This is a genomic window from Algibacter sp. L4_22, assembly GCF_023473045.1.
Lineage (GTDB): Bacteria > Bacteroidota > Bacteroidia > Flavobacteriales > Flavobacteriaceae > Algibacter.
Window position 1 is genome coordinate 217310 of the sequence record NZ_JAMCOK010000001.1, and the last position, 20633, is coordinate 237942.

The 20633-nt window shown below is 32.6% G+C and carries 17 protein-coding genes; 5 read left to right on the plus strand and 12 right to left on the minus strand.

Going from position 1 to position 20633, the window contains the following annotated elements; all coding sequences use genetic code 11:
• Window positions 1-75 precede the first annotated feature (75 nt).
• On the minus strand, window positions 76-1680 hold the full coding sequence (locus M4I23_RS00940) for an Ig-like domain-containing protein (protein WP_249753130.1): 1605 nt from the start codon (window positions 1678-1680) through the stop codon (window positions 76-78).
• A 56-nt stretch (window positions 1681-1736) separates the two neighbouring features.
• Window positions 1737-2414 carry a ComF family protein gene (locus tag M4I23_RS00945; protein ID WP_249753131.1) on the minus strand — a complete coding sequence of 226 codons (678 nt, stop codon included), beginning with the start codon at window positions 2412-2414 and terminating at the stop codon, window positions 1737-1739.
• Between the two features lie 73 nt (window positions 2415-2487).
• Between M4I23_RS00945 and M4I23_RS00950 the strand changes: the two genes are divergently transcribed.
• Complete coding sequence (locus M4I23_RS00950) at window positions 2488-4029, plus strand: glycine--tRNA ligase (protein WP_158845982.1); 1542 nt, start codon at window positions 2488-2490, stop codon at window positions 4027-4029.
• 94 nt (window positions 4030-4123) lie between these two features.
• On the opposite strand, the gene M4I23_RS00955 is transcribed toward M4I23_RS00950, so the two are convergent.
• The 4 genes from M4I23_RS00955 to M4I23_RS00970 all read right to left on the minus strand — a co-directional run bounded on the left by M4I23_RS00955 (window position 4124) and on the right by M4I23_RS00970 (window position 7232).
• Window positions 4124-4690 carry a hypothetical protein gene (locus M4I23_RS00955; protein WP_249753132.1) on the minus strand — a complete coding sequence of 189 codons (567 nt, stop codon included), beginning with the start codon at window positions 4688-4690 and terminating at the stop codon, window positions 4124-4126.
• Between the two features lie 65 nt (window positions 4691-4755).
• Window positions 4756-5226 carry an Lrp/AsnC ligand binding domain-containing protein gene (locus M4I23_RS00960; RefSeq protein WP_158845987.1) on the minus strand — a complete coding sequence of 157 codons (471 nt, stop codon included), beginning with the start codon at window positions 5224-5226 and terminating at the stop codon, window positions 4756-4758.
• 254 nt (window positions 5227-5480) lie between these two features.
• Window positions 5481-6440: an OmpA family protein gene (locus M4I23_RS00965; protein WP_158845989.1), complete on the minus strand. Its 960-nt coding sequence runs from the start codon at window positions 6438-6440 to the stop codon at window positions 5481-5483.
• Between the two features lie 30 nt (window positions 6441-6470).
• Window positions 6471-7232, minus strand: a complete 762-nt coding sequence (locus M4I23_RS00970) for an exodeoxyribonuclease III (protein ID WP_158845991.1) — start codon at window positions 7230-7232, stop codon at window positions 6471-6473.
• A gap of 216 nt (window positions 7233-7448) precedes the next feature.
• Between M4I23_RS00970 and M4I23_RS00975 the strand changes: the two genes are divergently transcribed.
• A complete protein-coding gene (locus tag M4I23_RS00975; protein WP_249753133.1) occupies window positions 7449-10871 on the plus strand; it encodes a hypothetical protein in 3423 nt (1140 codons plus the stop codon).
• Window positions 10872-10881: 10 nt separating this feature from the next.
• Here the strand turns inward: M4I23_RS00975 and M4I23_RS00980 are convergent, their stop codons facing one another.
• The 5 genes from M4I23_RS00980 to M4I23_RS01000 all read right to left on the minus strand — a co-directional run bounded on the left by M4I23_RS00980 (window position 10882) and on the right by M4I23_RS01000 (window position 17326).
• The gene (locus M4I23_RS00980; RefSeq protein ID WP_249753134.1) at window positions 10882-11826 is read right to left on the minus strand and encodes a M28 family peptidase; all 945 of its coding nucleotides are present in this window, start codon (window positions 11824-11826) and stop codon (window positions 10882-10884) included.
• Between the two features lie 106 nt (window positions 11827-11932).
• Window positions 11933-12610, minus strand: a complete 678-nt coding sequence (locus tag M4I23_RS00985) for a hypothetical protein (protein WP_249753135.1) — start codon at window positions 12608-12610, stop codon at window positions 11933-11935.
• A 466-nt stretch (window positions 12611-13076) separates the two neighbouring features.
• On the minus strand, window positions 13077-14870 hold the full coding sequence (locus tag M4I23_RS00990; RefSeq protein ID WP_158845996.1) for a ribonucleoside-diphosphate reductase subunit alpha: 1794 nt from the start codon (window positions 14868-14870) through the stop codon (window positions 13077-13079).
• A 3-nt stretch (window positions 14871-14873) separates the two neighbouring features.
• Complete coding sequence (locus M4I23_RS00995) at window positions 14874-16148, minus strand: ribonucleotide-diphosphate reductase subunit beta (protein WP_249753136.1); 1275 nt, start codon at window positions 16146-16148, stop codon at window positions 14874-14876.
• A 614-nt stretch (window positions 16149-16762) separates the two neighbouring features.
• On the minus strand, window positions 16763-17326 hold the full coding sequence (locus M4I23_RS01000; RefSeq protein WP_158846000.1) for a DUF3109 family protein: 564 nt from the start codon (window positions 17324-17326) through the stop codon (window positions 16763-16765).
• A gap of 164 nt (window positions 17327-17490) precedes the next feature.
• On the opposite strand from M4I23_RS01000, the gene M4I23_RS01005 reads away from it, so the two are divergent.
• From M4I23_RS01005 to M4I23_RS01015, 3 genes are read left to right on the plus strand one after another with little or no spacing between them, the layout of a single operon-like run.
• Window positions 17491-18078 carry a MarC family protein gene (locus M4I23_RS01005; protein WP_158846002.1) on the plus strand — a complete coding sequence of 196 codons (588 nt, stop codon included), beginning with the start codon at window positions 17491-17493 and terminating at the stop codon, window positions 18076-18078.
• A 10-nt stretch (window positions 18079-18088) separates the two neighbouring features.
• A complete protein-coding gene (locus M4I23_RS01010) occupies window positions 18089-18292 on the plus strand; it encodes a hypothetical protein (RefSeq protein WP_158846005.1) in 204 nt (67 codons plus the stop codon).
• Between the two features lie 2 nt (window positions 18293-18294).
• Window positions 18295-18900, plus strand: coding sequence for an NAD(P)/FAD-dependent oxidoreductase (locus M4I23_RS01015; protein WP_158846007.1), 606 nt, complete (start codon window positions 18295-18297; stop codon window positions 18898-18900).
• 68 nt (window positions 18901-18968) lie between these two features.
• On the opposite strand, the gene pckA is transcribed toward M4I23_RS01015, so the two are convergent.
• Window positions 18969-20585: a phosphoenolpyruvate carboxykinase (ATP) gene (pckA, locus tag M4I23_RS01020; RefSeq protein ID WP_249753137.1), complete on the minus strand. Its 1617-nt coding sequence runs from the start codon at window positions 20583-20585 to the stop codon at window positions 18969-18971.
• Between the last annotated feature and the right edge of the window lie 48 nt (window positions 20586-20633).

The following is a 20633-nucleotide window of genomic DNA, read 5'->3' on the forward strand; positions in this document are numbered from 1 at the left end:
AATAAAAAAAGCCTCGTATTAAATTTAATACGAGGCTTTTTTATATATACTTTTCTTTATTTGAAATTTAAAAAATTAATCTTTAAAAGTCAATGTTTCTGGGTAACCCCAATCGGCACGAATCTCTATGGCTTTAAAATGGCTCACCTTTTCTGGTTGTATCTTTTTTAAATAATTTCCCGTGTCGTATTTCTTGTTACCATTAGCATCATGAATTACTCGAATCTTATAGGTCGCAGGTTTTACATTCAAAAAATTAACAAGTTCATTAGTTTCAGCAAATTGCTCATATATAACTTCACCTTTATCGTCAGTTAATTGAATTATCAATGGAAATGAAGCATTTATCAAAGTAAAACGAGCATATCCAAATTCCGATTCCTTTTTTGTTTTAAACGAATAATTTAACGTATCATTTTTATCATCATAGAAATCAATAAACGCTTCTGGCAATAGCTGTATTTGATAGCTATTATCTTCAGTTTTATCAAAATCGAATTTGTAGGTGTTATTTATAGTATCAAACTTTGTTGTAAACGCTACATTAGTAGAATCCTTATCCAAAATCGTCATTTTCTCAGCATTAAAACTAACAAACGGTGTGGTTCCGAAGATAAAAAAAGATTCATTATAACCCACTGCTCCCGCAGGTTTCGACTGTATAACTAAGCTATCTCTATCCAATTTCCTTATTCTAACAGTATAATCCTTTTCATAATCAATATTAGAAATACTAAACAATAGCGAATCCACTTCCAATTTTGGTTTGTACCAATAATTAAGCGTATCTGTTTTAAAATCCTTAGTAATGCGATAATCAAAACCTTCAGGAACATCAGAATTCAATTTAATTTTCATCCCTTCGTAAACACCTTCATAACCAAAAGCTATTTTTTCTCCAGCAATAATCATTGGTCGCGTAGCCTTATAATCGAGCACTTCATTAAACAATTTCAATGTATAAAGCGAATCGTTTGGTACGGTAATAAAACTTTTATGGAAAGCAATTTGATCTACTTTTTGTTGAAACTTATTATCAGAATTCCCATCCTTTAAAGCCATAAGCATATATTTTCCAGCCTTAATATTATCAACAGAAAATGTTGTAAGACTGTCCAATGTATTGGTAATATATTTAGGCGTTTCCTTATAAACAATAGAATCTGTATAAGTAGAATCGACCTCGTACAACATAACCGAAACAAAAGTATCTGGTTTTTCTTTTACAGCATCTACAACGGTTCCTTTTACGCTTAACGAATCAATATAACTCCCCGTAGAGAACACATAACGATAGTAAGGGTATGGATTCCCTTCGTTATTATCTTGAATGCTATTACCAAAGTTAAATGCGTAAGTAGTATTGGGCTTAAGCGTATCGTGAATTTTAATAGTAATATATTTACTTGCCGTTCCCAAAGGTGTAATTTCAGGCTGATTTACCATGGGTGGCGAAATAATAAGCTGCTTATTTAAATCTTTCATTTTAACGTATTCGTCAAAATAAATCTTTATTTCATCGCCTTTAAAATTGGTTGTTAAATTTGCAGGCTCTGTTTTCACGATAACAGGAGGAGTCACGTCTTTTGGGCCACCATCGGGCGTTCCACGATTGGCACAATTAAAAAAAACAACACCAATAACTGCAGCTAAAATAAAATTTGAAAGTGTTTTATTCATTACCAATTAAAATTTTCACAAACCTACATAATTTTAAAGATATAACGCTTAAAGTCCTAAGCAATTGCCATAGTAGCTATACTTATTTTTATGTTTTTAGCTTGATTCAGAATTAAAATACAAGCTTCTAAAGTTGCACCAGTTGTTATAAGATCGTCTACTATTAAAATATGTTTATTTTCTATGGATGCCATATTCTGTAAAGCAAACAATTCTTCACTATTAACCAAACGCGCAATACGCCCTTTATTAGTTTGCGATTTATTATTCGATATTTTAACCAGCACATCATCTAAATAATCCGCTTCTAAAGCTTCAGCTATTTGCTGTCCAAATTTTTCAACTTGATTAAAACCGCGTGATTTCAACTTCTTCTTATGTAAAGGCACAGGAATTATAACATCAACATCACGATAAGTCTCTAACTCCTGAAGCTCGGCTCCTAGCCAATTCCCTAATACAAAACCAATGTTTTGATAACCTCGATATTTTAGACCATGAATAAGCTGTTGCACTAAACTTTTCTTTTCAAATCTAAAAAGCGCGGTGCCATTTTCAACTTTACAACGTCCGTAAAGCACTTTTTTAACAGCATCACTATTATCAAAATGAAAATTGGTAACCGGTAAATCGTGCCTGCAATCCACACAAATAGTGTCTTCATTATCGTTTAATGCACCAAGACAAGCATAGCACACCTTAGGAAAAAATATATTTAATACCGATTTAAACATTTAAATTAAAAGTAGTTCTGTAAATTTAGTTAATAATATCGAATAGTTTCAAACGCTTTTTTATTTTTGCACTATGGCAAATCAAGATGATAAATTTAAAAAGGTAATATCGCACGCAAAGGAATACGGATATGTATTTCAAAGTAGCGAAATATACGACGGTTTAAGCGCCGTTTACGACTACGCCCAAAATGGTGCTGAGTTAAAGAAAAACATACGTGACTACTGGTGGAAAGCCATGGTACAAATGAACGAAAATATTGTTGGTATCGATGCCGCGATATTTATGCACCCAACAACTTGGAAGGCATCGGGACACGTTGATGCGTTTAACGACCCATTAATTGACAATAAAGACTCGAAAAAGCGTTACCGCGCCGATGTTTTAATTGAAGATTATTGCGCCAAAATTGAAGCTAAAATTGATAAAGAAGTCGCTAAAGCAGCAAAACGTTTTGGTGAAGCCTTTAATAAAGAAGAATTTTTAGCAACAAACGGACGTGTTGTTGGATACCAAGAAAAAATAAATGCAACGCTTTCGCGGATGGGTCAATCTTTAGAAAAAGAAGATTTAGTCGATGTTAAAGCATTAATTGAAGAGTTAGAAATCGCCGATCCCTTAACAGGAAGTAGAAACTGGACAGATGTTAAGCAATTTAACTTGATGTTTGGAACAAAACTTGGTGCTTCTGCAGAGTCTGCAATGGATTTATATTTACGTCCAGAAACAGCGCAAGGTATTTTTGTTAACTTTTTAAACGTTCAGAAAACCGGACGTATGAAAATCCCTTTTGGAATTGCACAAACCGGAAAAGCCTTTAGAAATGAAATTGTTGCAAGACAATTTATTTTTAGAATGCGTGAGTTTGAACAAATGGAAATGCAATTTTTCATTAAACCAGGTACGCAAGCCAAATGGTACGACTACTGGAAAGAAACACGTATGAAATGGCATTTATCTTTAGGAATGGGTGCGGAGAACTATCGTTTTCACGACCATGATAAATTAGCACATTATGCTGATGCTGCTGCCGATATTGAATTTAAATTCCCATTTGGGTTTAAAGAACTAGAAGGTATTCACTCTAGAACAGATTTCGATTTAAAAGCACACGAAGAGCATTCTGGAAAGAAATTACAATATTTTGACCATGAAGAAAATAAAAGCTACACACCATATGTATTAGAAACCTCTATTGGTTTAGACCGTATGTTTTTAGCCGTATTCTCTAACTCTTTACAAGAAGAAGAACTAGAAAACGGAACAACTAGAACGGTATTAAAATTACCAAGTGTACTAGCTCCAGTAAAAGCTGCCATTTTACCATTGGTTAAAAAGGATGGCTTACCAGAAGTGGCTCGTAAAATTGTAGAAGAATTGAAATGGGATTTCAATGTGATTTACGATGAAAAAGATGCTGTTGGGCGTCGTTACAGAAGACAAGACGCTAACGGAACTCCATTCTGTATTACAGTAGATCACGATACTTTAAAAGATAACACTGTAACTATTAGACATAGAGATACTATGGAACAGGAACGTGTTAATATTGATGATTTACAAAAAATAATAAAACAAGAAGTTGATGTACGTACTTGGTTAATGAAGATGTAAAAATCTAAAGAACTAAATAGGGTATATTTTCAATATTAAAAATCCCAATCGAATTGCTTCGGTTGGGATTTTTTATGTTTTTATAATTTAAGTATTAGAAACGATATCCAATTCTAAGATTAAGATTAATGATGGTATAACCTTCATTTTCAAGATAACCAGCACTTTTGGCAAAGTAATAAGCATAACCAATACCTATTCCGGTTTCGTAATTAAAATGCTTGCCAATGTTTCTTTTTATACCCCAAGTTGGAATAATTGAAACTTGATTAACAACCTCAACATTATCGTAATTAGAAATTGTAAACCAATTAGGATGAAAACTAGTTTGTAATGCTAAAAAATTACCAGCATTTCCAGAAATACTTCTAGATTTTGAAACTCGTTTATCCAAATTATAATACCATCGTGGCTCTAATCGAATTACGGGAGCTAATAAATATCCCGATTTTGGATAAAAATCACCACCCCAAAGACCTAAATCCATTCCGAGTTCTGCACGAAGTGCTATTTCATTAGATAATTTAACTTCGCGATGTGCCCAAACTCCTAAAAAACCTGTTTGAATACCATAAGTTGATTTTTCTACACTTGCTTTTTGAGCATACGTTGCTACTGAAACAACTGCTAATACAAATAGAAATAAGTACTTCTTTTTCATGAAAATAGTTTTTGATTAATGGTTCAGGTTGAATCAATAATCATTCCAATGAATAAAGTTTTAAACTAAATAGTAATCTGTCTATCTATTTGTTGATCTAAAGATATAAATGTTTCCGTACGAGATACGCCTGAAATAGTCTGAATTTGGTTGTTAAGCAAATGCATTAAATCGGCATTATCTTTACATAAAATTTTGATTAAAACATTCCAATTCCCTGTTGTATAGTGACATTCGAGAACTTCTGGCACTTTTTTTAACTGCTTAATTGCTTCTGGATTCTGTATGGCTTTATCTAAATAAACACCAATAAAAGCTACGGTTTCGTAACCTAACATTTTTGGGTTTATCACAAATTTTGAACCAGATATAATTCCAGATTTTTCGAGTTTACGTAGACGTTGATGTATGGCTGCTCCAGAAATATCAACATTTCTTGCAATTTCTAGAATTGGAATTCTAGCATCCTCCATTAAAGTTCTAAGTATTTTTTTATCTATCCCGTCTATGCTAGCACTTTTTTCTTTTGATTTCATCCCCTACTATTTCGAATTAAAAGGTAAAAATAATAATTTCCTTGTAAAATGAAAGTCTTTTGCATGTTTTTGATTACAAAGACCTTGTAAATAGGAATTTACCAATAGGAAGCATGTAAATATGAGAATAATTGCGTTAGGGATTGAACGGCTTGTTTGAAATCCTTTTTTTTGAAAAATAAAAAGATTGAGTAGTGAAAGCCCGACTCCTGCTGCGCCATAAAAGCGCAGCAGGAGTAACGCCCTACTAAATATTAATTATCGTTTAAAAGTTTTGAAAGCTCATCTAATTTTGGTGTTAAAATCACCTCGATACGACGGTTTTTAGCTTTACCCACTGCTGTTTCGTTTGATGCCACTGGAGCAAACTCACCACGACCGGCGGCTGTAAGGTTTTCAGCATTTATATCTGCATTCTCACGTAAAATATTTACGATTGCTGTTGCACGTTTTGTTGATAAATCCCAGTTGCTAGTTAAAATCCCGTTCCCTTTATAAGGCACGTTATCTGTATGACCTTCAATTAAAACTGCTATGTCTGGATTGTCTCCAAGTACGCTACCCAATTGTTTTACTGCGCGCTTACCTTCGGCACCAACAGCCCAACTTCCTGAGCTAAACAATAGTTTGTTTTCCATAGACACATAGACTTTTCCGTCGCGTTGTTCTACGGTTAATCCTTTGCCTTCAAAATCCGTTAAAGCCTTAGAAATAGCATTCTTCAAAGCCGTCATAGCTGCATCTTTAGCCGCTATTACACTTTCTAATTCAGCAACACGATTAGATCTATTTTCTAACTCAGATTTAAGTTTTTCTAAACGCGCATTCTCGGCTGCCAAAGCTTGTTCTTTTGCTTCTAGCTGTGCTAATAACTCACGGTTCTTTTGAGAATTTGCCGCTATAGACGCCGAACTATTTTTTTCTAAAGCATCGTAAGAATTCTTTAAATTATCATAGTTCGTTTTTGTTGAATTATAATCGGATTGTAATTTATCTCGTTGTGCTACAGCTTCATCATAGGCAGTATGCAATTGTTTTAACTCATTTTCGGCTACTGTTTTTTCTCTTAGCAAAGCTTCATTAGCATCCGAAATTTTTCGATTTTCTTGTTTCAATTTAGCATATTTACTCTCTAATTCTTTGTAAACTTTAGGAGAGACACAACTGGTTAAAACGGCCAGTGTTAATAGTGTGAGTACGGTTTTTTTAATCATTTTTACTAAGGTTCTATTTTGGTTGTTTTTCTAATTTTCTATTTCTACTAAAATTGGACAGTGATCGCTATGCACGGCTTCCGTAAGTATAACGGCTCTTTTAATGTTTTCTTGTAAGGGTTGAGAAACTAAAGCATAATCTAAACGCCAACCTTTATTGTTAGCTCGCGAATTAGCACGGTAACTCCACCAACTGAATGTTTGTGTTTCTGGATGTAAGTAACGAAAAGAATCTATATATCCACTATCTATAAACTTCCCTAACCACTCACGTTCCTCTGGTAAAAACCCAGAAACTCCTTTCATTTTTGGATTATGAATATCGATTTCTTCGTGACAAATATTATAGTCGCCGCAAATTACGAGATTTGGGATATCCTGTTTTAGATTATTTATATACTCTTGAAACATATCCATGTATTCAAATTTATGACTAAGCCGCTCACTGTTTGTACCCGATGGCAAATATAGGCTCATTACCGAAACACCATCGAAATCTGCTCGAATATTTCGACCTTCGAAATCCATTGACTCAATTCCTGTGCCAAACTCAACATGATTTGGCTCTATTTTACTCAAAATAGCAACACCGCTGTACCCTTTTTTTTGCGCGCTAAACCAATAATTATAAATGTATCCTGCCTCTTCAAAAACCTCTAGATCCAATTGCTCCTTCATGGCTTTGATTTCTTGCAAACAAATAACATCTGGATTTGCACTTTTTAACCACCCAATAAAATCTTTTTTTAATGCGGCACGAATACCGTTTACATTATATGATATAATTTTCATTGTTCTTCTTAACCTAATACAAATGACAAGGGATTTTATTTAAATGATGGTCTTAGTTTCAAAGATTGAGACCTTTATCTAGATAGATTTGTTTACCAACAAACCTAATTTCAGCAAAAATAAATAATACGCTACTTTTACACTATAATTTACAGCAAGAATTTTAACGAAGCTATCAACAAAATATTTTAAAGTTTTTATAGTTTAAGTGTCTGAATGAAGTTTTTTACATGCATAATTATGGTTTTAATTGGTTTTTGCGGGTTTTCGCAGGAGCAAACCTCTATTTATAAAACTAAAAAGGTTGCAGTAAAGCCCGCTATACAAATAGATAGCATAAGTATTAACTCCAGTTCTTTTTCTATTAGAAGAATAGATGGCACACTTATAGACTCAAGTTTTTATAGCATAGACTTCCCTAAATCGCTATTAACTTTTAAAAAACCGATTGATACGGATTCTATCATTATCAATTTTTTAAGATTTCCAGATTTTTTAACGAAAACTTATCGTCAATTAGATGAAAATATTATTGTTGAAAACACAGATAACCTTCAGAAATTATATAAATTATCGGAACCGAACACTGAAAAAGAAGTTATCCCCTTTGATGGTTTAACAACTTCCGGAAGCATTTCGCGAGGTGTTACCATTGGGAATAATCAGAACTCCGTTTTAAATAGCGAACTCGATCTTCAAATTACAGGGAAATTAAATGATAAGGTTTCGCTGCGTGCTTCCATTCAAGATGCGAATATACCTTTACAAGAAAGTGGATACAGCCAGCGTTTAGATGAATTCGATCAAGTTTTTATAGAACTTTTTACCAACGATTGGAATATTAGAGCTGGTGATATCGACTTAGTAAACACCGACTCTTATTTCGCAAGTTTTTCTAAACGTGTACAAGGTTTAAATTTTAATTTGAAGTTGGGAGACGATAGCGCTAGAACAGATTTGTTTGCTGCAGGCGCATTGGTTCGCGGCCAATTTACAACGAGCCAATTTACTGCTCAAGAAGGAAACCAAGGCCCTTATAAATTACAAGGCGCTAATGGAGAATTATTCGTGCTTATTGTATCTGGAAGTGAAACGGTTTATGTGAACGGCGTGGCCGTAAAACGTGGCGAAGACCAAGATTATATTATTGATTATAATGCCGGTGAAATTATTTTTAATTCAACATTCCCCATAACTTCCGAGATGCGAATTACCGTAGATTATCAATTTAGCGACAGAAACTATTCTCGTTTCGTGGCTTACGGCGGCGGTAAATTTGAAAATGAAAAGCTGAAAATTGGTGTTTCTATATATTCTGAAAATGATGCTAAAAACCAACCTTTACAACAAAATTTATCGGAAGAGCAGGTTCAAATTTTAGCTGAAGCTGGTGATGATAAATCTTTAATGGTAGCACCTTCGGAAATTCAAGAAGCTTTAAACGAAAATAGAATTTTATACAAAAAAGAACTGATTGATGGTGCCGAAGTTTTTGTATTCTCTAATAGTGAGGACGATGAATTGTATCGTGTAACGTTCTCTCAAATTGGTGACAACCTCGGTGATTACATATTAAGTAGTAGCAACGCCATTAATAACATTTACGAATATGTGGGTGTTTTACAAGGCAACTACGCTCCTATTACACAGCTTATTGCTCCAACAAAACTCCAATTAGTTGTGGTGAACGGTGCATATAACCCTTCGGAAAAAACACATATTAATTTTGAACTTGCAGGAAGTAAAAACGATTTGAATTTATTTTCAACCATCGACGATCAAAATAATGATGGTTTCGCAGGGAAGTTAAATATTGAACAACAACTTATAAAAACAGACAGTCTTTGGAATCTAAATGCACTTTTTGATTCTGATTATATTAGTTCAGGTTTCAGAAATATTGAAGGACTTTATAATCCGGAGTTCAATCGGGATTGGAATTTAGATTTAACGAACCTCAATGGTATTGGCTCCAATTTAGGAAATCAATTACTTGTAAATTCCGGTTTTAGCGTATTTCATCGTGAAAAAGGATATTTAAATTATCAATTTGAACATTTAAATTTTTCCGATGGTTTTAATGGAAATCGCCATGTGGCGAATGCTAATTTAGTTTTTGGTAAATTGAGATTCTCTTCTATCTCTAGTTTTTTAAATGCAGATTCTAATAGTAATACATCCACCTTTTTAAGATCTTACAATCGTATTTCTTATAGTTTCAAATCGAGTTGGATTGGTACAAAAATGGCTATTGAAGACAACCAACAAACCGATATTGCAACAAAACAATTAACAGAATTAAGTCAGAAATTTAAATCGTATGAGGTGTTTTTTGGAGTTGGAGACAGTACACAAATATTTGCAGAAATAGGTTATAAACATCGTGTAAATGATAGCATTAGAAACAATGTATTAGAAAAAGTAAATACATCCAACACGTTTTATTTAGATTCAAAATTGGTTCGAAAGAAAAACACCACCTTATCTCTATTTGCCAATTACAGAACTTTAAAAAGTGAAGATATTGATATTGCAGATGAGCAATCGCTGAATTCGCGGCTACAATTCAACCAAAAACTATTTAATCAATTAATACAGTGGAACACCATTTTCGAAACCAATTCGGGTACTTTACCTCAGCAAGATTTTACTTATATTGAAGTCGAAGCCGGCTTAGGTACATATACTTGGGTAGACTATAATGCAAACGGTATTCAGGAACTTGATGAGTTTGAAATTGCACAGTTTCAAGATCAAGGAAAATATGTTCGGGTGCTATTACCTAATCAGGTGTATATTAAAACGCACCAAAACCGTTTGAGCCAGACATTAACCATTAACCCATCGAAATGGTCGGTTTCCAAAAAGAAAACAGAAAAATTTTGGTCGCATTTTTATAATCAAACCGCTTATTTAATCGACCGAAAAATAAAACGTGAGGGAAATAAATTCAACTTAAATCCTTTTGAAAAAAACGCGAACGATCAATTAGGTTTACAGTTAAATTTTAGAAATGTATTGTTTTTTAATCGCGGCAAACAGCACTACACAACATCTTACACCTTTTTAGATAACACTACCCGAAGTGTTTTATCTATTGGCTATATCGAGAATAGCATCAAAAGTCATCAACTTAATTTTAATCATAAAATATCGGGTAATTGGTTAATAAACGTGCTTTCAACTTTTGAAAACAATGAAAGTGTGAGTGAAAACTATTCTAGTAGAAATTACAATTTTGATGAAACGCGATTCAACCCTAAACTCTCTTATTTATTTAACGATAATTCTAGCTTTGATATATTTTATCAATATGAAGACAAAACAAATACTATAGGCGATTTTGAAGCTTTACAGCAACAAAAATACGGCGCATCATTTACACTTAACAATAAAGACAAAGGAGCTTTAAATGGAGAGTTTAACTATTTATCTAATACTTTTGAAGGTTCTGCTGGCACACCTGTTGCTTACCAAATGCTAGAAGGTTTACAGCCAGGGAAAAATTTCACTTGGACGTTACTTGCGCAAAAAAAACTAACTAATTTCTTAGATTTAAATTTTAGTTACTTCGGAAGGAAAACAGAAACTAGCAAAACCATCCACACAGGCTCTTTTCAACTGAAAGCTTATTTTTAAAAGTTTTAATTTATTTAATATCATCTACTTTTTCGAATACAGAAATAATAGTTTTTACCGCATTTATGTAAAACTCAGGTTGAATATTCTCGAAATCATCGGTTGGTTCGTGATAATCTTTATGATCGTCTACTCCAAAATATAAAAATGGAATATCCTTTTTATAAAAGTTACCATGATCTGATGAATATGTCCAATTTTCCAAACCATCATAACCATCATGTCCTGGAATAAGCTTTAGATTTCCCGAGCCTTCAACTGTAGCTACAATATTTTTTAAAGTTTCGTTATAGGCCGTACCTACAGCAAATAACTCATTTTTATCACTGCGGCTAATCATATCCATATTTAGGTTGCAACTTATATTTTTATAAGCCAAGGTTTCACTCTTTATAAAATATTTAGAACCTTGTAAACCTAATTCTTCACCATCGAAGGCCGCTAAAATAACAGAATGCTTAGGTGGGTTTTTCTGAAAATATTCTGCAAAACTAAACAAGGCGCTTAATCCTGATGCATTATCATCTGCTCCATTATAAATTTTCCCCATTTTGATACCTTCATGATCATAATGCGCACTTATTACAATATATTTTTTAGATAATTCAGATCCTTTTATAAGTCCCAAAATATTGACTCCAGTATAGGTTTCTCTTTTTGCATAAAAATGAAACGACTGCTGATAATTCTTCATAAAAGGGAAAACCCCTAAAGCATGAAACTGGTTAATAATATATTTTCTCGTTTTTTCCGCTCCCTTAGTTCCTGTCCGTCTTCCTTCAAAAGCATCAGACGATAAAGATTTCAGATGCTTTAATAGGGTGGTTTCGTTAAATAAAAACGCACCATTTTCTTGAGACTGACTTGTTCCTTCAAAAGAAAACACAACACAATGAAGGGTAATTAAAAATAGGTATTTAAGCATATTTGGGGTTGATAATCTGTAGTTTTTCATCTTAAAAAAACAGACTCATTAATGGTGAAATAAATATACGTAATTTTTTACATATCAGATTTTTTTAATAAAAAAAGCATCTCCGTAGAGATGCTTTTTATTATAATTATGCCACATTCCAAAGAGACTTAACCTCTTCACAAATCCCCTTAATATCAGAGAGTGATTTTGATAAATTTTCAGGAACTGAAATAACTTTATCCCCAAATACGTCAATTGACAAACAAAGCTCATCAAGTACAACTTCATTTTCTGTTGCAACAACTTCTTTAAGATATTTATATAACAAACTAGAAATATACCTTGACTGAATATTATCAAAAATATTATTCTTTGAGATATGAACTTTAACAGCTCCTAAATAAATTTTGCCATCAATTTTTAACTTAAAAATTACATCAGGAGAAATAACAATTTGAATCCCATTCAAAATAATAGATTTAGACTCAACCTTTTTAATTATTTTATAAGGTACACTTCTTAAAATATCTGGCAATTTTATACCAACATACCTATTTAAAGCTTCAATTGAGACTGCTCTATCTAGAACTTGTCTTTGTTTTTCTGGTTTTCGAAGTTTTAATTCTTCAATTCCATCTAAAATAGGTTTTAAATCACAATGATTTGCTATTGATTTTCTAATCCTAGCTTTAGGTAATTGGTACCACGCAACCATAAATTTATTGGGCACTTTTTGCTGTTTAATAATTCTTCGTTTACTAGCATTCGTTCCTTTTGAAAAATCAGCAAACTGATTTAACGAAATTATATATTTACTTTCCATATATTAAATATTTAACCAAGTCTTAGCTTGGGTTATTAACAAATTTAAAAAACAGTTGATAAATTTATAAGGTTCATAAATCCTTATATAACATAGCCTACCGACTGTTTGATTATTTCATAAAATATTTAACTTGGCTAGAAGATTCTAATTTTGTACGTTTGAAGAACAAAATAGGAGATGAGTTAATCTCACTTCAATTTAAATTACTTTTTAGGGGTCGGATCCAAATTTGTAATTTTAAAAAACCAAGAGGGATATTTCTATATAGATTTTCCCTTTTTTTTATGTCTTTTTCTAACTCACATTATTTTTTTTAAATTATAATTTACTAAAAATCAGTGTTTTAAATTTTATTTATTTCAACAAAGTTCTAAAAAAAGCACCTCCGTAGTAAGCAGAGATGCTTCAATTAACACTTACCTACTACCGTAGGATTTACTTAACACTATATTTTTAGTGAAGATTAACCTTCACAACTTTTACATTCTTTCTTCTGCTTAAATTTTTGTGCAGCATTCATACTGTGTTGGTAGTATAAAGACTTAACACCTAATTGCCAAGCAGTAACATATATTTTATTAATCTCTTTTACAGGCATATCTGGATGCACCATAATGTTTAAAGATTGTGCTTGATCTATATGGTTTTGTCTGTTAGCAGCCTGATAAATAATAGTCATCTGGTCGATTTCAGAATACGTTTTAAACACATCTTTTTCATGATCGGTAAGTTCTTCTAAATGTTGAACAGAACCATCGTTATCACGAATAGACCTCCAAATTTCACTAGTATTAATTCCTTTTTCTTTTAAAAGATCTAATAAAAACGGGTTCTTAATAGTTGTTTTAATTTTAGCAATATCTTTTACATAACTGTTAGACCAAATTGGCTCGATACCTTGAGAAACTTGTCCTAAAATAAATGCTGAAGATGTTGTTGGAGCTACAGCGTTAAGCGTTGTATTACGTCTGCCATAACCTTTTAAAACTTCTGGCTCACCAAATAATACCGCTAATTCTTTTGATGCTTTAACAGATTTTTCTTTAATAGTTTTAAAGATTTCACTGTTTAAATCGAAAGCTTCTTGACTATCAAAACCTACCATTTTAGATTGTAATAATGAGTGCCATCCTAAAGCGCCCATACCTAAAGCTCTATTTTCTTTAGCGAAAGTATAAGCTTTTTCCATAAACATGAAAGTGTGTCTATCATCACGACTATCAGAATCTCTATAAACTTCTAATTTTGTAATAAACTCTTCTAATACCGCATCTAAAAAGTATACCATAGTTTCTACAGCATCGGTATCTTTCCATTTATCGTAATGTAATAAGTTTATAGAAGAAAGTACACATACAAAAGACCAACGATCGTTTGTAGGTAGCATAATTTCAGAACATAAGTTACTTGCGTAAATCTCATGGTTCTTATCTTTATAAACATCAGGAGCGTTATTATTTGCATTATCTCTAAAGAAAATATAAGGATATCCTATTTCTCCTCTACGTTGTAATACTTTTGCCCAAATAGCTCTTTTATCAGCATCACCATCAATCATTTCTTGCATCCACTCGTTACCAACTGTAACACCATGGGTTAATTCTTGAATTGGGTTTCCTTCTGTTCCTATTTCTAAAAACTCGTGAATATCTTGGTGCTCTATTGGTAAATAAGGTGAAAAACGACCGCGACGTACAGATCCCTGACTTACAACATCTACCATTTTTTCGAAAAGTTGCATGATGTGAACTGCACCAGAAGACTCTCCATTATTTTTTACAGGCGCACCTCTATGGCGCAATTTCCCGAAATAACCAGATGTACCACCACCAAGTTTAGACATCATTCCAACTTCCGATTGTGTATATAGAATATCTCCCATATCATCAGAAATATGCGAACCAAAGCAACTAATTGGTAAGCCACGACGCTTGCCAAAGTTAGACCATACTGGCGAAGCTAAAGAGTAATACCCTTCTGCCATGTACCCGTAAAATTTATCTGCAAAGCCATCGATTTTTAAAATCTCTTCGGCTCTTTCTGCTATTTCTCTAATTCTTTGTTCCGGTGTAGCATCATCGGTAAGGTATCCAGAGGCTAAAAACTGACGACTATTTTCGGTTAACCATTTTATTTCTGGCTGTTTTCCAATTTCTTTTCTAGCTTCTTTTCTTGCTTTCTTTAAATCATCATAATTAGATGATTTTGTGTTTTCATTTAAACTCGTGTCGGTTTGATTTTTTGTCTGATTGTTCATTTTTTAAAATAAGTCGTCGCTAGTTATACTTTTTGTTCTTTTACTGTAGTTTATTGAGCGTTTCACGAAGAAATCGCCGTGTTTAGTACCGATTATTTCATCGTCAAACCATTCGGTTTTTTGCACTAATTCTTCGTTAACTTCAAATACTTTTTCAATACCAATACTCTCTAAAGAGTTGTTGAAACGGTTTTTAATAAACTCGTTAACCACATCTTTTGGTAAGAAATCTAATTCACCGTCTTCAAAAATCCAGTCTACAATATCACTTTCAGAATCGAAAGCTTCAATACATAACTTTTTAATTAAGTCTGCATGCTCATCGTCAAACCACGTTGGGTTTTCTTCTTTAATAATTTTAATAATATCGATTCCAAAATCGCCGTGTATTTGCTCTTCTTTAGAAGTAGCCTCAACAACATTAGACACTCCTTTAAGCATGTTTTTATGCTTATTAAATGCCATAATTATTAAAAACTGAGAAAATAAAGACACGTGTTCTATAAATAAAGAGAACAACAAAATAGACTCTGCATAATCTCTATTGTTTTCACTTTTGGCATTTTTTAAGGCGGTTTCTAAATAATGAACCCGTCTCATTATTACTGGTTTTTTCTTTAAATCTTTAAACTCGTTGTTAAGTCCTAATATTTCCAATAAATGCGAATATGCATCATGGTGACGTACTTCACTTTCTGCAAATGTAGCACCTACAGAACCAATCTCTGGTTTAGGCATTTTGTTATAGATATCTCCCCAAAAACTTTTTACAGCAACTTCAATTTGAGAAATAGCCAACATAGTATTCTTAATGGCGTTTTGCTCAATTGGAGTTAGTCTTGTTTTAAAATCTTGTATATCACTTGTAAAATTAAATTCTGAATGAATCCAGTATGAGTGACGAATAGCATCTACATAATCATTTAATGCAGGATACTCATAAGGCTTTAAATTAATTCGTTTTTCGAAAATATTTGTTTTTCTACTTCTCGCTTGCTCATTCCTATATAATATATAAGCTTTTGCTACATCATGAAAAGAGCTCTCCATTAATTTATCCTCAACAAGATCTTGAACTTGTTCGACATTAGGTAAATAATTAATATCTTTTTCTTTTCTATCTAATAATGTTCTTAAAACTTCTATAGCGATAACTTCTGCATCCTCTTTACTTCCGTTTCCAACTGAAAGCATGGCTTTTTCAACTGCACTAGAAATTTTAGTTAAAATAAAAGGACTTGTTTCGTAATCTCTTTTTATTATTTGTGTAATCTCCATAATTATCTTTTGTTAATAGCTAGACACTCATTTGAATATTGATGTTAATCCAAAATTATGTTCGTTAATCGGTAAAATCGTGTTATATTTTTCTTTAAGAGAAATAAAAAGAGGCTTGTGTTGCATCACTTATCTAAAAAATAAAGTAGAAAAGTTTTGCTTTTTTTGCCGACAACAAAGATTGACATTTGTTCCTGAAAATGAAAGGGTATTTTATAAACATTGTCAACAAGTTTTTAACAATTATATAATCTCGCAAAAAACAGGTGCTTTTTTTATGACATTCTTACTTTATTGAATATCAAATTATTATAAATAAATAAAATCAAACTTCAGCCTATAAATTCACTGTACAAATTCATACTAGAACCCCTTATTTTACACTTGTTAATACGAGATTTTAGACATTGATTTACCTTCGAATTTCAATGAATTCTTAAAGTATAAATTTTAAATACCGGGTATTGAATTTTATTAAAATCAAAATATTTAGATAGCTTTTTTTATTTTTTTTCTGAAAAAATATTTTGAAAATGAAGTTTTATTTTAAATGAATTTGAAGTTTTTTAGATCTCGGTTTCATTTTTTTAAGAAGAAGAATATTCAAAATCTATTTACATAGTCTCGGCTACTTTTTCTAATTCGGCATACCAATCTTCGCCAAATTTTCGAATAAGCGCTTCCTTAACAAATTTATAAACTGGCACACCTAATTCTTCACCAAGCGTACAAGCATCATCACAAATTTGCCATTTATGATAATTTACAGCAGAAAACTCCGAGTAATCTTGAATTCTTACTGGATACAAATGGCAAGACACTGGTTTTTTCCAGTCTACCTCACCTTGATTATAAGCTTCTTCAATAGCACATAGCGCAACGTTCTTTTCATCGAAAATTACATAAGCACAATCGGCACCATTAATTAAGGGTGTTTCTAAGTCACCATCTTCCGAAGTTACATAAGTACCTTGCGCCTCTATAGCATCAATGCCTTCCTGTCGTAAAAACGGCTTTACCTTAGGGTAAATAGCCTCCATGATTTTAATTTCGTCTTCCTCTAAAGGAGCGCCTGCATCACCATCGATACAACAAGCACCTTTACACGCCGAAAGGTTACACAAAAAATCTTTTTTTATTACATCTTCTGAAATAATGGTCTTACCTAATTGAAACATATTGTATTTTACGTTAGAAAATGCAAAAATAGTTAATCTTAAATTGAAATTAATTAATTTAATAATCTACTTTTGCCGAAAAATTGAGATTTCTCAGTTTAAACAGATTTAACTAAGAAAAACGTAAACATTATTACGATTTATTAAAATTACAAAAAAAAGAAATGCAATTTAATTTAAAAGAAATATTCACAGCTTTTATGGTACTATTCGCAGTAATCGATATTATTGGCAATATTCCCATAGTAATCGATTTACGCAAAAAGGTAGGACACATACAAAGTGAAAAAGCTTCTATTTACGCAGGAGTGATATTAATCGTTTTCCTGTTTTTAGGAAAAAGTATTTTAACCCTTATTGGTATAGATGTAAATTCTTTTGCTGTAGCAGGTGCCTTTATTTTATTTTTTATTGCTTTAGAAATGATACTCGGTATTACACTATATAAGCAAGAGGAAGAGGCTTCTATGACTACAGCCGTATTCCCATTGGCATTTCCGCTTATTGCGGGACCAGGAAGTTTAACTACCTTACTATCATTAAGAGCAGAATTTAGAACAGAAAACATTATTGTTGCTGTTTTAATGAATGTTATTATTATTTTTATCGTTTTAAAAACATCTTCAAAAATCGAAAGTATAATTGGCCAAAATGGTATTAACATTATACGAAAAATATTTGGCGTTATTTTACTAGCTATTGCAGTAAAATTATTTGCACATAATATTAAAGCGCTATTTGAAGTAATATAAATATTATAATATGAAAATTTTAACCGTAGTTTTTAGCATCCTTGCCTTAGGACTTATTATTTTTAATTTCACTGAAATAAATTTAGACAACCCTTTTCAAGGTCAAAGCATGATTGCTATAATAACCATTGTAGCATTGCTATGTGTAATATTAATGATGTTGATTTTAAGAGTCTCTAAAAGAATTGAGCAAAAAGTAAAAGACATTAAATAAATATGTACGATGCTTTAATTATTGGTGGTGGTGCAGCAGGCTTATCATGTGCATTAGTTTTGGGTTCTGCCCAAAACAGAGCATTTACAAAAGATAAACGGATTGCTATTATTACACACCAAAAAACATCGCATCTACAAACCGCCTTGTTTAATAATGTTTTAGGTTTAGCTCCTGGTACAACTGGTGAATCTATTTTAGATGAAGGCAAAAATCAACTCGCTTCCCTATACCCACATGTTGAGCAAATAGATCATGAAAAAGTTTTAGAAATTGAAAAACAACATGATGGTTTTAAAGTTTCAACCAACAAAACGACATATAGCGCTAAAGCAGTAGTTATTGCCGTAGGTTACACCAATTTATTAAACATAAAAGGCTTAGAGCCATTTATAGAAGTACATCCAAGAGCTGCGATAGAAAAAGATAGAGTTTGGCTAAAAAACACAGACCATTTAATTGAAGAAAATCTATACGTTGCGGGCACTTTAGCAGGATGGCGCAGTCAATTTGCCATGGCTTCTGGAAGCGGCGCACATGTAGCTACAGATATTTTAACACTTTGGAATGGCGGTAAACATGTAAAAGTGCATGATAAAAAAATATAACAACATTACTGTTGTAAAATAAAAAAGCTCTGATAAATTATCAGAGCTTTTTTTTATGCCATATTATTTTAGAAAGCATAACGTTGTGGTCCACCTCGTCGAATTTCTTCACTACAATGTGCCTCGAACTTCTTAAAGTTTTCACGGAAAGCATTCGTGAGTTTAAAAGCTGTTTTATAATACGCTTCATCATCATTCCAAGTTGCTCTCGGACTTAAAACCTTAGTTGGTACTCCAGGACACTCTCTTGGTTGTGCCACACCAAATACCGAATGAATATGGTACTTATCATAAGAATACAGTCCTAAATCTCCATTTAAAACCGCATTAATCATAGCACGTGTATATTTAAGTTTCATACGGGTTCCAACACCATAAGGACCGCCAGTCCAGCCTGTGTTTACTAACCAAACATTTACATTAGCATCAATCATTTTTTCACTTAACATTTCGGCATATTTCGATGGATGTAAAGGCATAAACGGTGCTCCAAAACAAGCGGAAAATGAAGGCGTAGGCTCTACAACACCTGCTTCTGTTCCTGCAACTTTAGCCGTATATCCAGAAATAAAGTGATATGCCGCCTGACTTGGCGTTAACTTAGAAATAGGAGGCAAAACTCCAAAAGCATCAGCCGTTAAAAAGAAAATATTTTTCGGGTTCTTTCCAATAGATGGTTTTCTAATATTTTCAATATGATCTATTGGATAACTTACCCGTGTATTTTGAGTTATTGATGTGTCAGCAAAATTAACATGTCCGTTTTCATCTAAAATAACATTTTCTAAAATCGCTCCTTTTTTAATAGCTGCGAATATCTCAGGTTCATGGTCCTTATCTAAATTAATCACTTTAGCATAACAACCACCTTCAAAATTAAATACCGAGTTTTCTTCGGTCCAACCATGCTCATCATCTCCAATTAAACTTCTATTCGGATCGGTAGAAAGCGTTGTTTTCCCCGTTCCGGAAAGTCCAAAGAAAATAGCCGTATCCCCATCTTTACCAACATTGGCACTACAGTGCATTGGTAACGTATTTTTAAACACCGGCAAAATGAAGTTTAATGCAGAAAATATACCTTTCTTAATTTCCCCAGTATAACCGGTACCACCAATTAAGGCAATTTTTTTAGTGAAATTTAAAATAGCAAAATTATGTTGTCGCGTGCCGTCTTCATCCGGAACTGCCATAAAACTTGGTGCATTTACAATAGTCCATTCTGGAGTAAAATTTTCTAACTCCGCTTCGGTTGGACGTAAAAACATATTATAAGCAAATTGATTGCTCCACGGAAATTCATTGATAACTCTAATATTCAGCTTATAATTTTCATCTGCACAAGCATAACTATCACGAACAAAAAGTGTTTTTCCCGAAAGGTAGTCTACAACCTTATTATATAGTTTATCAAATTTATCCGCATCGAACGGGATATTGACATCGCCCCACCATATTCTATCTTTTGTAATATCATCTTTAACGATAAATCGATCTTTTGGAGAACGGCCTGTAAATTCTCCTGTATTAACCGCTAAAGCTCCTGAAGAAGCCTCTACGGCTTGCCCATTTTCAATAGCAATATTATGCAACTCTTCTGGTGATAATTGATAATGAACTTTGGCGTTTTTTATGCCGTAAGTTTCTAACTCAAACGTTTTCGTAAATTGTGCGTAATTACCCATATTTTGATGTTAAATTAATTATCCCGTAAATTTAAAACAAATAAATTG